We start from the raw sequence: 15,168 nt of genomic DNA, 5'->3' as shown, positions 1-15,168 counted from the left end.
CAATTACTTCTTATCAGTTTTTGGTAAGGCATACACCCAACTAGAAGTGACTAATAAATTCACTTATTTGCCCAACGGGGTATTCGGGAAAAGCCTTTTATTTTTAATAGTGATTTTTATTAACCGTTATTAAAATAAATGCTGGTTGTCTATTCAATCAACATACAGGAGGGAACATTATTATCAATTCATATCAGTTTTTAGAAAAGGGTAATAAATTTTAGGAGTGCGTTTTATTAAACAACTCATTTGCCAAAATTGGCGCTTTAATTACCCTTTTTCTCGACGAGATAGTCGATCATAAGATAAATAGTTTTAGTATTTTTGTAACATTTGCGTTTTTATAAATTTAATACCTTTGCCTTTGGGGCCCGTTTTTTTGTAAACAATTTAGCTTTTAGTTTATGTTTATAGGGGCAATGGAGTACTGATGTTAAAGGAAGACAAAGCTCTTGGAGCAAAAGACGTAAAGCATTTATCGTGATGACATCACCAATGCTCTTTTAAGATAAAGCGAACTAACATTAGTTCGCTTTTTTTGTGCCTTTTACAAACTACAATTTTTCTCATCTTTGCTATTTAAATATTTCAATTTATCAGGTGTGTTAGCGACTGCACTGTTTATTAGATTTATGTTAAACTTCGCGTTCTATTTTTTATACCTATTTTTATAAAAGAAATTGTAAGGGAACACCATGTCAGCCATTGATCGCGCCGCCTTAATAAAATCACAGTTAGAAAAGCATATTCTGCTTATTGATGGTGGTATGGGAACCATGATTCAAGACTATAAGTTTGAAGAGGAAGATTATCGTGGTGAACGTTTTGCAGACTGGCGATGTGATGTTAAAGGCAATAATGACCTATTGGTATTAAGCCAACCACAAGTGATTGCTAACATTCATAAAGAATATTTAGATGCTGGTGCGGATATACTTGAAACCAACACCTTTAATGCAACAACGATTGCCATGGCTGATTACCAAATGGAGTCGTTATCTGCTGAAATTAACCGTGAAGCTACCCGAATTGCGCGTAAAGTAGCAGATGAAAAAACCGCTGAAACACCGGATCGTCCGCGTTTTGTTGCTGGGGTGTTAGGGCCAACAAACCGAACTTGTTCTATTTCTCCTGATGTTAATGATCCCGCTTTTCGTAATGTAACCTTTGATGAGTTAGTAACTGCTTACACTGAATCAACATTAGCACTTATCGAAGGTGGTGTAGACCTTATTCTCGTTGAAACCATTTTTGATACCTTGAATGCAAAAGCGACCGTTTTTGCTATTAGTGGTGTATTTGAACAGCTTGGTTATAAATTACCTGTCATGATCTCTGGTACTATTACCGATGCATCTGGTCGTACTTTATCTGGTCAAACCACGGAAGCTTTCTATAACTCATTACGTCATATTGAACCTATCTCATTTGGCTTAAACTGTGCGTTAGGGCCAGATGAGCTACGCCAATATGTTGCAGAATTATCACGTATTTCAGAAACTTTTGTATCAGCGCACCCTAATGCAGGTTTACCAAATGCATTTGGTGAATACGACCTCGAAGCAGATGAAATGGCTTCACATATCAAAGAGTGGGCTGAAAGTGGATTTTTAAATTTAGTGGGTGGCTGTTGTGGTACAACGCCTGCACATATTAAAGCTATGTATGACGCGGTTGAAGGTGTCAAACCACGTGCCATTCCAGAGATTGAAGTTGCTTGTAGACTGAGTGGTCTCGAAGCATTAACCATTAATAAAGATTCTTTATTTCAAAATGTTGGTGAGCGAACTAATGTAACAGGTTCAGCTCGATTTAAGCGTTTGATATTAGAAGAATCCTACGATGAAGCCTTAGAGGTTGCATTACATCAAGTGGAAGCTGGCGCGGATATTATTGATATCAATATGGATGAAGCAATGCTTGATTCATTATTTGCCATGAAGCGTTTCTTAAACCTATGTGCTTCTGAGCCTGATATTTCTCGTGTGCCAATTATGGTTGATTCCTCTAAATGGGAAATTTTAGAAGAAGGCCTTAAGTGCGTTCAGGGTAAAGGTATTGTTAACTCCATCAGTATGAAAGAAGGGGTAGATAACTTTATTAAACAAGCAACGCTTATTCGTCGTTATGGATTTGCTGTGATCATCATGGCCTTTGATGAACAAGGACAGGCAGATACACGTGAACGTAAGTTTGAAATCTGTCAAAAGTCCTACGATATCTTAGTCAATCAAGTTGGATTTCCACCTGAAGATATTATTTTTGATCCGAATATCTTTGCTATTGCAACGGGGATTGAAGAGCATAATAACTATGCAGTTGATTTTATCGATGCCGTTAAAGATATTAAAGATAATCTACCACATGCGATGATTTCGGGCGGTGTTTCTAATGTGTCTTTCTCCTTCCGTGGTAATAACCCAGTGCGTGAAGCCATTCATGCTGTATTCCTTTATTACTGTTTTAAAAATGGTATGGATATGGGTATCGTTAATGCGACGCAATTAGCCATTTATGATGATATTCCTGAAGAACTAAAAAATGCCGTTGAAGATGTTGTTTTAAATAAAAACCCAGAAGCTACCGATGCGTTATTGGATTTAGCCGAAAAATACCGCAATTCAGGACAAGAAAAAGTCGATGATGGATCGGCATTATTATGGCGAGAATTACCTGTTAATGAGCGAATTGCGCATGCCTTAGTGAAAGGTATCACTGAATTTATTGAAGAAGATACTGAAATATCTCGCCAACAGTATGATAAACCAATCGAAGTGATTGAAGGGCCATTGATGGATGGTATGAACATCGTTGGTGATCTCTTTGGTGAAGGTAAAAATGTTTTTGCCACAGGTGGTAAAATCGGCTCGTGTAATGAAACAAGCGGTTGCTTATTTAAATCCCTTTATTGAAGCGACTAAGGAAGTCGGTGAAACCAATGGTAAAATCGTGATGGCTACCGTAAAAGGTGACGTACATGATATTGGTAAAAATATCGTAGGTGTTATTTTACAGTGTAATAACTATGAAATTGTCGACCTTGGTGTGATGGTACCCACTGAAACTATTATTAAAACAGCGATTGCGGAAAATGCCGATATGATTGGCTTATCTGGGCTGATCACACCTTCATTAGATGAAATGGTTTATGTTGCCAAAGAGATGCAACGTCAAGGCTTGAAATTGCCACTATTGATTGGTGGCGCTACAACCTCTAAAGCGCATACTGCGGTTAAAATTGAGCAAAACTATGATGAGCCAGTTGTTTATGTCTCTAATGCATCACGTGCGGTTGGGGTTTGTCAGTTATTGTTAAATCCAAAAACGAAACCTGATTTTGTGGCTAAATTGGATTTAGATTACAATCGAGTGCGTGAGCAACATGCTAATAAACGTCCTCGAAGTAAACCTGTATCACTTGCTCGAGCGCGTGATAATAGTGCCAAAATAGATTGGAACACTTATGTACCACCAACACCAAACAAGTTGGGCGTGCAAGTGATTAAGAAAATGTCGATTAATGTCTTACGTGATTATATTGATTGGACGCCTTTCTTTATGACCTGGGGACTTGCTGGCAAGTACCCGCGTATATTAACCGATGAAGTCGTAGGTGAAGAAGCAACGCGATTATTTAACGATGCCTTAAAAATGTTAGATACGGTTGAAGCCGAAGGTGAGATTTCAGCCTCTGGCATTGTGGGTATCTTCCCGGCCAACAGTGTCGGTGATGATATTGAGATATATACCGATCAGTCTCGCACTGAAATTTTGCAAGTAAGCAACCAGCTACGTCAGCAAACTGAAAAGAAACCACCTTTTGTTAATCATTGTTTAGCGGATTATGTGGCACCTAAATCATCGGGTGTGGCTGATTATATTGGCGCTTTTGCAGTAACGGGCGGTATTGGCGAACGTGAAGTAGCAGATCGTTATAAAGCGGATAATGATGATTATAATGCCATTTTAGTACAGGCAATATGTGATCGTTTAGCAGAAGCTTTTGCTGAATATTTACATCAACAAACTCGTAAAGATTATTGGGGTTCGCAGCTGATGAAACCTTGGATAACAATGATTTGATCCGTGAAAAGTATCAAGGTATTCGTCCTGCGCCTGGGTATCCAGCTTGTCCTGAACCACACTGAAAAAGACATCATTTGGAAACTAATGAATGTCCAGGAAGAGATTGGTATGGAGTTAACCTCAAGTTATGCTATGTACCCTGGTGCGACCGTTTCCGGGTGGATTTTCTCTCATCCAGAGAGTCGTTACTTTGCTGTTGCACAGATACAATCGGATCAAGTTGAGGATTATGCGCAACGTAAAGGCTGGGATTTATTAACTGCTGAACGTTGGTTAGGGCCAAATATTTCTTAAGTTTTTAAAATTTAACTAATGCCACCATCATTGGTGGCATTAGTTATATCCTCTTATCTTCCATGTTAACGGCTAATAAATAACGCATTAGTACTTTCTTTATAGGTCAGATATCTCTATCATTGATGATCCATTTTTACAGTTGGTTAACTAGATGCCTAAGATCACTCAGCAAGACATTTCTACTAGTTTTGGTCGTAATATTATTGACCGTGGTACCCGTTATTTTAAAGAAAGCCGAGTACTATCCTGCGAATTCGATGAACAACAAAATAAACTGAGTGGTAGTGTTAAAGGCGACTCAGAAACGCCTTATCAAACTAGCGCAACGATTAAACCTTCCAATAAAGGTGGTTTTATTATTCACAGCACTTGTTCTTGCCCTGTTGGCTGGAATTGCAAACATGCTGTAGCATTATTACTCGCTTATCAAGCAGATACACCTAATTATAATATTGAGAATAGCTATCAGACTTGGTACGAAATACTACAAACTCAATTAGAAAAAACAACCCGTTTCAGTTACTAGTGCGTATCAAGGTTATTTCCGCTTATCATTTATCAAAACCGCCTATAACCATGCCTTACAATATATTCAAGTTGAATATGGTTCAGTGCGTTTCTTAAAGAGTGAAAATATTAGTGTCTTTGCAGAAAAAGATCTGATTTCTGTGGTAGGTAATGAAACTTGGATGGAAAGTTATAAATGGGTAAAACCAGAAGATATTAGTATTCTGCAGTTATTATTAGCCAAAGAAGGCCGTGTTAATAAGTTAACAAAAACCACCATTCATACAGAGCATGATTTACTAGCATTGCGAAGAGATTCTCGCAACGGGGCGCTGTTTTTGGCGAGAACTTACTCTACCTATAGTGGCTTCTGAGCCTAAAACATTAGCCCTTGAGTGGAGTGATCAAGATAAACTAAAACAACTGCAGGTTTCTTTGCAAAATAGCAAAAACTGGTTATTGATTCCCACTCCAACACCATATTATATCGATACTGATAGTGGTTTTATTGGGCTAATTGACAGCGAATTTGATAGAGACTGGATTTTATCTTTAATTCAAACGTCAGCCTTTAGTCGCTGAGCAATGTCAGCACTTTACTGAGCAGGTTTCGTTACGTTTTCCACAGACTGTGTTACCAAACCCAATTGATTATCAAACTCGAGAGTTAGACGAATCATTAAAAGTAGAATTTCGACTAACCAGTAAATTAGTGAAGGGAAATACGTTGTTTATTGCCTCGTTATCCTTCTTTTATGGTGAGTTGCGTTTAGACCCCTGTGTGCTTGATGAGCCTGAGCGTGATCAGTTTATGTTAGGTAATGAAATCGTTACGATAAAACGTGATATTGATGCAGAATCCTTTGCACTTAAAGAGTTTGATCAACTATGTCTATTAGATCTTGCTACCTATGATAATAAACAACCAAAAACAACCAGCTTACTTGGTATTTTACCACCAGAGTTAGGTGGTACACAGCAGTTCCAATGGCTATCATTTTTAACTGCACATAAAGCTCGCTTAGAGGTGTTAGGTTGGCAATTTAATATCGATAAAGACCTAATTTTAGAAAGTGAGAAAGTCGACAGTATTAATATCGCCGTAACAGAACAGACTAATTGGTTTGATTTAGGTGTGTCGGTTGAAGTTGAAGGCAATAGAATTGAGTTATTACCTTTATTATTGGAGTGGTTACGTAGCAATGATGATTGGCAACAAAATAACTTTGATATTCTTTTAGCGCAGGCCAATGGACGTCCTCTACGTGTAAAACGTAGTTCGATTCAACCTATCTTGTCTATTTTACAAGAGCTTGGAGAGGTTAATAATGACAACATCAAACTACCTCAAAGCCAAGTCGCACTGCTTGCGCAATTACCTGAAATTAACAAATGGGTTGGTGGCGAGCATATTAAAGCGCTGGCAGAAAAGCTGACCAATTTTAGTGGCATTGAAGATGTAGAGATACCGAAAGGTTTAGATGCAACGTTACGTGATTATCAGTTGTCAGGTTTAAATTGGTTAGTGTTTTTAAATGAATATGGTTTCTCGGGTGTGCTTGCCGATGATATGGGTTTAGGTAAAACCATTCAGACGCTTGCTTATCTGTTGTATAAAAAACAACATCAGCAATTAACCGATCCTGCAATCGTTATTTGTCCGACTTCATTAGTTGGTAACTGGGTGAATGAAGCTAATAAGTTCACTGCAGATTTGAAAGTGTTGGTTTTACATGGATCAGATCGCCATCAACATTTTGCTAAAATCACTCATTATGATTTGGTGATTACAACTTACCCGCTTGTTGGACGTGACTTTAAGCAATTAGAGCCTCTTCAATTCTCTGATTTGATTTTAGATGAAGCACAAACTATTAAAAATCCTTTGGCAAAAATGACTAAGAGCATTAAACAGTTAAATGCTAAACAACGTTTATGTTTAACGGGTACGCCAATGGAAAACCACCTTGGTGAATTGTGGTCACTATTTGACTTTTTAATGCCAGGTTTCTTAGGTACACATACTACTTTTAACCGTTTTTATCGTAAAGGAATTGAAGGGGAGGGTAACCATCAGGTACAAGATTGGTTGATTCAAAAAACACGTCCCTTTTTACTGCGTCGAACAAAGGATGAAGTGGCAAAAGAATTACCTGCTAAAACGGAAATCATTCATAAAGTGGTGTTACCTAATGATCAGCGCACTTTATATGAAAGCATTCGTATCACAATGGAAGCAAAGGTACGAGACCTGTTGAAAGAGAAAGGAATGGCGCGTAGTCGTATCGAATTTTTAGATGCTTTGCTTAAATTACGCCAAGCATGTTGTGATCCTCGTTTGGTGAAACTAGAGCATGCAAAGGGCATTCAAGGCTCCGCTAAACTAGACTTTTTAATGGATATTGTTCCAGAAATGATTGAAGAGGGTAGACGTATCTTAATCTTCTCTCAGTTTGCCACTATGTTAGGGTTAATCGCTGAAGAGCTCGAAGATAAAGGTATTAACTTTGTTAAATTAACAGGGCAAACACGTAATCGAACGGAAATAATTGATAAATTCCAAGCCGGCGAAGTTCCTGTCTTCTTGATTTCCTTAAAAGCAGGTGGTGTTGGTCTGAACTTAACCGTCGCTGATACAGTTATTCATTATGATCCTTGGTGGAACCCTGCTGTAGAAAATCAAGCAACGGATCGCGCCTACCGTATCGGTCAAGATAAACCTGTTTTTGTATATAAGTTGATCTGTGAGGAAACAGTAGAAGAGCGTGTGTTAGCATTACAAGCGCGTAAACAGCAATTAGCTGATAGTGTTTATGGTGCAGATCAGGAGGATAAATTTGCACCAGAGAGTAGTGACGCGTTATTAAAACTATTTGAACGTTATTAGGGCAACGGTTGCTGATTCTTTATATGGAAAAAGCAAACATTATAAGATCAACAGGCCCGATATGACTTATTAGACGATTACTCCGTACAGGAGTAATCGTCTAAAATATACTTAACAATGCTCTTGAACCCCTTGCTTTATGAGATCCATAAAAAAGTTAGTGGCTTCTTTGAAGCCCGCTTCCATTTTAATCATTCTGCTTTTCTTACTACATGTTCCAACTGCACTCATCGTAGGTCGGAAAATCAATTTATAATGTGAATCATCTTCTTCTAAATGAAATTCATCAGTGGAAAAATCATCGTGAACTTTTACATCGTAGGTATTAAAAATATTAACCAAGGCTCCCATGGTAGGACCTGATACGGTATGTTGAGCAAGTGTCATACCAGCGGGATTAGAGACTATTATTTCAAATGGATTGGAGCGATAGGCAAGTGTTGTATATATTTTGCGTAATTGAATGGCTGTTGGTTTAACCGCGGTATGGATTTTTCCATCGATACAGAAGCGAACTAATTGCTCCTTAGCCATAAAGGAAATCATATCGGTATCAATAATAGAGTGTTCCTGACCAATAAAACTAGGTAATAATTTTAATACATCGAGATGATTTTTACGCTTAAAACAATTACTTCTTTCAAGGTGTAACAGTCGCCCATCAGGTAAAATATAACCAGCTTCATGGATATTATTAGTTAAACCAAGTACTTCTATGAGTTTATCTGTATCATTTTCAGGTATCTTCGTATCATGTTTATCCATTCCATTAAACCTTATTTATCAATGCTTAAGTGTAATGTCCGAAAGGGGGATTGTGCTACAGGCAAGTATATAACCCTGTTCTTTCTCTTCATCGGTTAGTGCCTCATTGTTGAGTATGCTTACCTCTCCCTCGGTGAGTTGAACTTTACAGCGACCACACTTTCCACCTCGGCATGAGTAAGGAATAGCGACACCCGCTTTTTCAGCTTGATCTAATAGTAGTTGCTGATTATCTCCTGTCACGGTAATTTCTGAGTTTTGATAGTTAATCTGTAAGGATTGTTTGTTTTCTTGCTGGTTCGTCACCCTGTGACTGATATACAACAGGATCTTTTCTGGATAGAACTTGTATTACATCACCACAACGGATCATGCCACTATTGAGTGCGATGAGGTTTTGTCCAAAGTCTATATCACCTTGGTGGTAACGAAATTTAGCGAGTGTGCCCAAGGGCTCATTTTTCTCTGCAATACCAGTTTTAGGATCGACGTTAGTAAAGATGCAACGGGAGCAAGGTTTACTCATTTCGAATTCAACCTCACCAATTTTAATGCGATCCCAACCATCCTCAATAAAAGGAGCCTCTCCTCTTATGACGATATTAGGCCGGAAGTGAAGTGCAGAAACAGGCGTCTCTAGTTTATTGTTAAGTAAATCCACAGAGGTTTGATTAATTAATAACAAAGGATAACCATCGGCAAAAGAAACTTGTGTCGCACGGTTTTTAACGCATCGTTGAGTATTTTCAGCAAAGAAAACTAACTGGCAAGGTGTTTGTAAGTACGTAGAAAACCAGGCGTCATAATCCTCATGACAATGAACTGCATTGACTTCATCTGACCATATTTGCGAAGTTAGAGTCTGTGTCGAAAAGTTTTCTGGATCGACAACTAATGGCACCATTTTAGGTGCGCTCAGATGTAACTTTTTCTGTGAAAATTGCACCTCTATTTGAGTTAGTTGAGGGTGTGTTCGGCCAGTTATAAATTTTCCATCGAGATCAACTAACATATATCTTCGGTCAAAACTCAGCCCTTTTTCCTCGACTAATGTCGCTGGTTGGCTAATGGCTTTAACCGACTTTATGGGATAAATATAAATGTCTGTTAAGGTTTGCATTTATTTCACTCGTTCTGCTAAATAACGTTGGTAGTCAGGAATACGTGTGTGGTAAGTGCCGTTTATATGTAGTGAATCCATAATAAAATCTGCCGTAGAGATATTTGTAGCGACAGGAATATTCCATACTGCGCCTAGACGTAAAAGCGCTTTAACATCAGGATCATGCGGTGTCGCATTCATTGGGTCCCAAAAGAAGATTAAAACGTCTATTTCACCTTCAGAAATTTTTGCTCCAAGCTGTTGATCGCCACCCATTGGCCCTGAAAACAGGCAGGTAATTGGCAAAGAAAGCTCTTTAGATAACATTGAGCCGGTTGTACCTGTAGCATATAGATGATGTAATTTAAGTGATTCTAGGCGCTCTTTAGACCATTTCAGTAACTCTTCTTTCATATGATCATGTGCAACTAATGCAATACGTTTATGCTTTTTTAACTCTCGAGTGGTGTAATTCATCTTCTATCCTGATTGCTTAATAAAGTAAGGTTATAGATTAAGCCAATATAGTGATAAACCGAAATGTTTTTATGAGGTTTTTATGTTAAATGTTGCTTAGTTAGCACTTTAATCTATTGAATTATTGTTTGAAATATTAGGATGGAGGTAAAAGGTTTAGCAGAGTCGCGTTGATAAAGAATGGTTCAGAAGAGTGATTATCAGCTCTTCTGAAATAATTAGGATTTATGTTTAGTTTTTAAGCTGAATAATGCTTATCTCCAAACATCCATTTATACATTACCCAAATTCCTAAAATTAAGGTGAGCGAAATAGAGATAAAGTTTGAACCTAACTCTGGGTACAAAGCACCCGTGAACGCTGAGTAAGTGAATATTCCCATAAAAAAGGTTACCCAAGCAGGACGAACGCTTGCTTCATTTTCTGCTTCGTTTATATAGAAACCATAAAAATGATTGACAGAAAAACAAAGTGTCAGGAAGGGAAATATTGAGAATGTAATTTGTGAAATAGTAAATATTGATAGGCAAGCATTAAGTGACAAACCAATAATAAAGGTGTAGACAATCCATTTAAGTGATATCGAATTTTTGCTCATACTGAAACCCTGTAAAATAAAATATATACTTAAAAATAGCATGAAGGTCAGTTTTTTTCTTCTTTTTTTGATCGTTAAATTTTTATCAGCCGTACTGCTCACGATTTGTTACTATGATGTGTGACAAATGTCGATAAATTGTTAAAATAAATCATTGTCTTTATTTACTTCTTGAAAGGTTGCTCATGTCCAAATCTAAAAATAGTAATACCACGGTTCCAAACTATGATTATGATGCCATTGTTATTGGCACTGGCCCTGGAGGAGAAGGCGCAAGAATGAAACTAGCCAAGGGGGCTTGTCAGTTGCAGTAATTGAAAAATATAAAGACATTGGTGGTGGTTGTACGCATTGGGGAACCAATACCTCTAAAGCATTGCGTCATAGTGTTAGCCAATTAATTGAACTAAAAAATAACGCACTTTTTGTTAATAATTATCCTCAAAAAGCATCATTTACCTTCGCTGATGTGTTACGCCACACTGAACAAGTGATTAGCAAGCAAGTTAATATGCGTAGTAGTTTTTATAATCGTAATAATTGCGACCTTATTTTTGGTAAAGCTAGCTTTATTGATAAACATACTGTTGCAGTACAAAACAAAGATGGCACGATTGATAAAATAACTGCTAAAGATATTATTATTGCTACTGGTTCTCGACCATATCACCCTGCTGATATTGATTTTACAGCTTCAAATATTTACGACAGCGATACTATTCTTTCTTTAGATTACCAGCCTAAACATATTGCCATTTATGGTGCAGGTGTTATTGGCTCAGAATACGCTTCAATTTTTAGAGGTTTAGGTGTTAAAACGGATTTAATCAATACCCGTGATCGTCTCTTGTCCTTTTTAGATGCGGAAATGTCAGACGCGATTTCATATCATTTTAGAAATTCAGGCATTATTTTACGCCATGATGAAGAATATGAAAAAGTTGAAAGTACTGCTAATGGTGTTGTTTTACATTTCAAATCGGGTAAAAAAATGCGAGCTGATTGCCTGTTATTTGCCAATGGACGAACCGGTAATACTGACAAGCTAAATTTACAAGCGGTGGAATTAAAAGCTGATAGTCGTGGCCAATTAGCAATCAATGAACAATATCAAACAACTACCGAAAACATATATGCTATAGGTGATGTTATTGGTTACCCGAGTTTAGCAAGTGTCGCTTACGACCAAGGTCGAATTGTCGCCTATGCAATTCTTGATAAAGAAGGTCGCAAGAAGCTGATAAAAGATATTCCTACGGGTATTTATACCATCCCTGAAATTAGCTCTGTGGGTAAAACAGAGCAAATGCTAACGCAACAAAAGGTTCCTTATGAAGTTGGACGAGCACAGTTTAAAGATCTTGCTCGCTCACAGATATTAGGCTCTGATGTGGGTAGTTTAAAAATCCTATTCCACAGAGAAACCAAAGAAATATTAGGTATTCACTGTTTTGGTGAGCGCGCGACTGAAATTATTCACATTGGTCAAGCTGTGATGGAGCAGGAAGGGAAGGGTAATACTATTGAATATTTTGTCAATACAACATTCAATTATCCAACCATGGCTGAAGCTTATCGTGTGGTCGCTCTAAATGGTTTAAATAGATTATTTTAGGATAGTTTATTAGCCATTTAAGCTAGAGCTTTAATGGCTAATAATAAAGCACTTACATTACGTGCTTCCTGAAAGTCTTCACGAGCAAGCAATTCATCTATCTTTGCTATAGGCCATTTTATCACTTCTAATGGCTCTGGCTCATCGCCTTCTAATTGTTCTGGATAAAGATCAAAGGCCATAAATAAGTGCATTTCACTACTCATGTAACTTGGTGCCATAGTGACGGTTTTCAGTTTTTGTAAGCGTTGAGCTCCAAAACCAACTTCTTCTTTTAATTCTCGGTTCGTCAGCATCTTGAGGTACTTCGCCTTTGTCTATCAAGCCTTTTGGAAATCCAAGATCATATCTGTGGGTGCCAGCACCATACTCACGAATTAATAATAATGTGTCTTTATCGTAAAAGGGAACGATCAATACGGCGCCTTGATTTGAACCTTGTAAGCGTTCAAAGTCGCGTAATTCTCCGTTGCTAAATTTAAGCTTCACCTCTTCAATGTTAAAAAAACGACTGCTTGCGATTAAAGTTCGTTTTAGTATTTTAGGTAATTCTTTCATCAATCGCTCTCCATAAATAGATATCCTAGTATCTTACAAGTAACATGTAGGGGATGGCAATTCATACTCGTTATCATTTAAGATCTAAGTTGATCATTGAGAAATAGGAAAGATATGTTTATTGATTTTGAAGTGGATGCGGTTTTATTAGATATGGATGGCACACTGCTTGATTTACATTACGACAACCACTTTTGGTTACAATTTGTTCCTCAACAATATGCGCTGAAGCATGATTTATCTATTGAGCAAGCTAAGCATCATGTTTATGCACAATGCGATAAAGTTTCTGGTAGCTTAAATTGGTATTGTTACGACTACTGGAGTGACACGCTTGGTTTAGATATTCATGCTCTGCAACATAAGACTAAACATAAAATTCAACTGCGCAATGATACATTGTGGTTTTTAGATAAGCTCAATCAAAAAAATATTCCCACTTATATTTTAACTAATGCCCATCGCAGTGGGGTTAGGTTAAAAATGCAACAAACTGAGTTATCCCCTTATTTTAGGAAAATCATTTCTAGCCATGATTACCAAGTCGCTAAGGAAAGCTTGCATTTTTGGTCGACTGTTAAGAATGATTTACAGCTTGACCTTTCACGTTGCTTATTTATTGATGACAGTGAAAAAATATTGCAGGTTGCTGAAAATGCAGGGGTTGGTTTTTTACGTGGCATTGCGACGCCAGATAGTGAAAAGCCTGCACAAAATATGCAGGCTTTTAAAACAATCAGAAATTTTTCTGAGTTATTTAATTAGACGAACGGTTTTGACGTTGTGTTTTTAATTCGTCATGTTTTGCTTTTTGATCATCTGTTAATAGTTGGTACATATCATGTTTAGCTTTCATCATAGCAAGACGTTGTTCAGATTTTTGTACTCTTTGTTCACTGATTAACTTAGTTGCTTGCTCGGCATCAAATGTTTCATTGGTCATTAATGCATTCATTGCGTCACGATGTGCAGTTTGTGATGCTTTGTTTGCCTCTTTTGCTGTCTTCATGATGTCACGCATTGCTTGTTTTTGTGTATCTGTTAAATCTAACTTAGCAAATCCCATGTCTTGTTTATTTCCACGGCTTTGTTTGCCTTGTTTTTTACCATGATCTTTTTTGCCGTATTTATGACCGTGATGTTTTCCTTTTTTCATTTCTCCTGACTTTACATCACAAGTTGTTTGGTCTGCTGTTTGACCATTTTTCATCCCCTGTTGACCTTCTGCCATGGCAAAGGAAGATGCGCCAAAAGAAAGGGTTGTTGCCAGAATGATTGCGCTAATGTGTTTATTATTCATAATTAACTCCGTATATATTTAAATAGTTAGTGGGTTGTGTTTTGTATGGTGCTATTTAAACATCTGTTTTTGTCAGGAATTTGTCTAAAATAAAGAAGGTTGTAATACTTTGTGACAGGTGGCGCTTCTGACACATTTTGGCACAACTAAATTTTTAAATAACGTAATCTATCATTGTTGCCAATAAAGATGCTGGTTTTGGAGGCTTCTTCGGTAACAGATATTAATTAAATGACTCTCTAAGGAATTAAAATGTCTCAGCCTCACTTACTTATTGTTGATGATCACCATGAAATTCGTGAATTATTACAGCGTTTTTTTGTACAACATAGTTATCGTGTGACCGTTGCTAAAGATGGTAAAGAGATGAAGCAATGCTTAAAGCAAGCAAAAATTGATCTAATTGTTTTAGATTTAATGTTGCCAGGTGAAGATGGTTTAACCTTATGTAGGGATCTACGCGCTTCTTCAAATCTGCCTATTATTATGCTTACCGCAATGGGAGATGAAATGGATAAGATAATTGGTCTTGAAATGGGGGCAGATGATTATCTTGCTAAACCCTTTAACCCAAGAGAATTATTAGCAAGGGTGAAAGCTGTTTTACGTCGAGTGAACAATCTAAGCTCCCCTGTTGACTCAGTTAATAAGTATTATTTTGCTCAATGGGCGATAGATGTAAACAAACGTGAGCTAACTGATAAAGCTGGTGTGGTTGTTGTATTAAGTAGTGCGGAGTTTGATTTGTTACGTGTTTTTATTGATCATCCTCAGCGAGTATTAAGCCGTGACCAATTGTTAGATTTAAGTAAAGGCAGAGATGGTGGCGTTTATGATAGAGCGATTGACACATTAATCAGTCGTTTACGTAAGAAATTGGAAGTTGATCCTAAAAATCCAGAGTTATTAAAAACAATTTGGGGTGGTGGGTATCAATTCACCTGTGAGGTAAATCATGCTTAAAAAATATTACCTA

The 15,168-nt window shown here is 37.3% G+C and carries 12 protein-coding genes and 3 pseudogenes; 8 read left to right on the top strand and 7 right to left on the bottom strand.

Annotated features, from left to right (window positions below; all coding sequences use genetic code 11):
* The first annotated feature begins 695 nt into the window (after positions 1-695).
* The 5 genes and pseudogenes from metH (at position 696) to ACLKMH_RS02245 (ending at position 7,777) form a co-directional block, all read left to right on the top strand.
* A pseudogene (gene metH, locus ACLKMH_RS02265) lies at positions 696-4,380 on the top strand (methionine synthase).
* Between the two features lie 154 nt (positions 4,381-4,534).
* Positions 4,535-4,909: an SWIM zinc finger family protein gene (locus ACLKMH_RS02260; RefSeq protein WP_413700709.1), complete on the top strand. Its 375-nt coding sequence runs from the start codon at positions 4,535-4,537 to the stop codon at positions 4,907-4,909.
* Positions 4,910-4,994: 85 nt separating this feature from the next.
* On the top strand, positions 4,995-5,264 hold the full coding sequence (locus ACLKMH_RS02255) for a hypothetical protein (protein WP_413700708.1): 270 nt from the start codon (positions 4,995-4,997) through the stop codon (positions 5,262-5,264).
* On the top strand, positions 5,254-5,472 hold the full coding sequence (locus ACLKMH_RS02250) for a hypothetical protein (RefSeq protein ID WP_413700707.1): 219 nt from the start codon (positions 5,254-5,256) through the stop codon (positions 5,470-5,472). Before ACLKMH_RS02255 ends, ACLKMH_RS02250 begins: the two co-directional genes overlap by 11 nt.
* Before the next feature lie 49 nt (positions 5,473-5,521).
* Complete coding sequence (locus ACLKMH_RS02245) at positions 5,522-7,777, top strand: DEAD/DEAH box helicase (RefSeq protein WP_413700706.1); 2,256 nt, start codon at positions 5,522-5,524, stop codon at positions 7,775-7,777.
* A 111-nt stretch (positions 7,778-7,888) separates the two neighbouring features.
* On the opposite strand, the gene ACLKMH_RS02240 is transcribed toward ACLKMH_RS02245, so the two are convergent.
* The 5 genes from ACLKMH_RS02240 to ACLKMH_RS02220 form a co-directional block, all read right to left on the bottom strand.
* Positions 7,889-8,542 carry a hypothetical protein gene (locus tag ACLKMH_RS02240; RefSeq protein WP_413700705.1) on the bottom strand — a complete coding sequence of 218 codons (654 nt, stop codon included), beginning with the start codon at positions 8,540-8,542 and terminating at the stop codon, positions 7,889-7,891.
* Between the two features lie 18 nt (positions 8,543-8,560).
* Positions 8,561-8,848, bottom strand: a complete 288-nt coding sequence (locus ACLKMH_RS02235; protein ID WP_413700704.1) for a 2Fe-2S iron-sulfur cluster-binding protein — start codon at positions 8,846-8,848, stop codon at positions 8,561-8,563.
* Complete coding sequence (locus ACLKMH_RS02230; protein ID WP_413700703.1) at positions 8,808-9,662, bottom strand: MOSC domain-containing protein; 855 nt, start codon at positions 9,660-9,662, stop codon at positions 8,808-8,810. Before ACLKMH_RS02230 ends, ACLKMH_RS02235 begins: the two co-directional genes overlap by 41 nt.
* Positions 9,663-10,121 carry a methylglyoxal synthase gene (locus ACLKMH_RS02225; RefSeq protein ID WP_413700702.1) on the bottom strand — a complete coding sequence of 153 codons (459 nt, stop codon included), beginning with the start codon at positions 10,119-10,121 and terminating at the stop codon, positions 9,663-9,665.
* A gap of 238 nt (positions 10,122-10,359) precedes the next feature.
* On the bottom strand, positions 10,360-10,719 hold the full coding sequence (locus tag ACLKMH_RS02220; protein WP_413700701.1) for a DUF1422 family protein: 360 nt from the start codon (positions 10,717-10,719) through the stop codon (positions 10,360-10,362).
* Positions 10,720-10,904: 185 nt separating this feature from the next.
* On the opposite strand from ACLKMH_RS02220, the pseudogene sthA reads away from it, so the two are divergent.
* A pseudogene (sthA, locus tag ACLKMH_RS02215) lies at positions 10,905-12,334 on the top strand (Si-specific NAD(P)(+) transhydrogenase).
* A 17-nt stretch (positions 12,335-12,351) separates the two neighbouring features.
* On the opposite strand, the pseudogene nudE reads toward sthA, so the two are convergent.
* Positions 12,352-12,892, bottom strand: a pseudogene (gene nudE / locus ACLKMH_RS02210) (ADP compounds hydrolase NudE).
* A 114-nt stretch (positions 12,893-13,006) separates the two neighbouring features.
* On the opposite strand from nudE, the gene yrfG reads away from it, so the two are divergent.
* On the top strand, positions 13,007-13,657 hold the full coding sequence (gene yrfG / locus ACLKMH_RS02205; RefSeq protein WP_413700700.1) for a GMP/IMP nucleotidase: 651 nt from the start codon (positions 13,007-13,009) through the stop codon (positions 13,655-13,657).
* Here yrfG and ACLKMH_RS02200 read toward each other — a convergent pair.
* Positions 13,650-14,192, bottom strand: coding sequence for a Spy/CpxP family protein refolding chaperone (locus ACLKMH_RS02200; protein ID WP_413700699.1), 543 nt, complete (start codon positions 14,190-14,192; stop codon positions 13,650-13,652). The two genes, yrfG and ACLKMH_RS02200, sit on opposite strands and share 8 nt — an antisense overlap.
* 252 nt (positions 14,193-14,444) lie before the next feature.
* Between ACLKMH_RS02200 and ACLKMH_RS02195 the strand changes: the two genes are divergently transcribed.
* A complete protein-coding gene (locus tag ACLKMH_RS02195; RefSeq protein WP_413700698.1) occupies positions 14,445-15,155 on the top strand; it encodes a response regulator in 711 nt (236 codons plus the stop codon).
* Positions 15,156-15,168 lie beyond the last annotated feature (13 nt).

The sequence above is a fragment of the Psychromonas sp. KJ10-10 genome (genome assembly GCF_047323245.1).
Lineage (GTDB): Bacteria > Pseudomonadota > Gammaproteobacteria > Enterobacterales > Psychromonadaceae > Psychromonas.
This window is presented reverse-complemented; position numbering and strand designations above follow the sequence as displayed.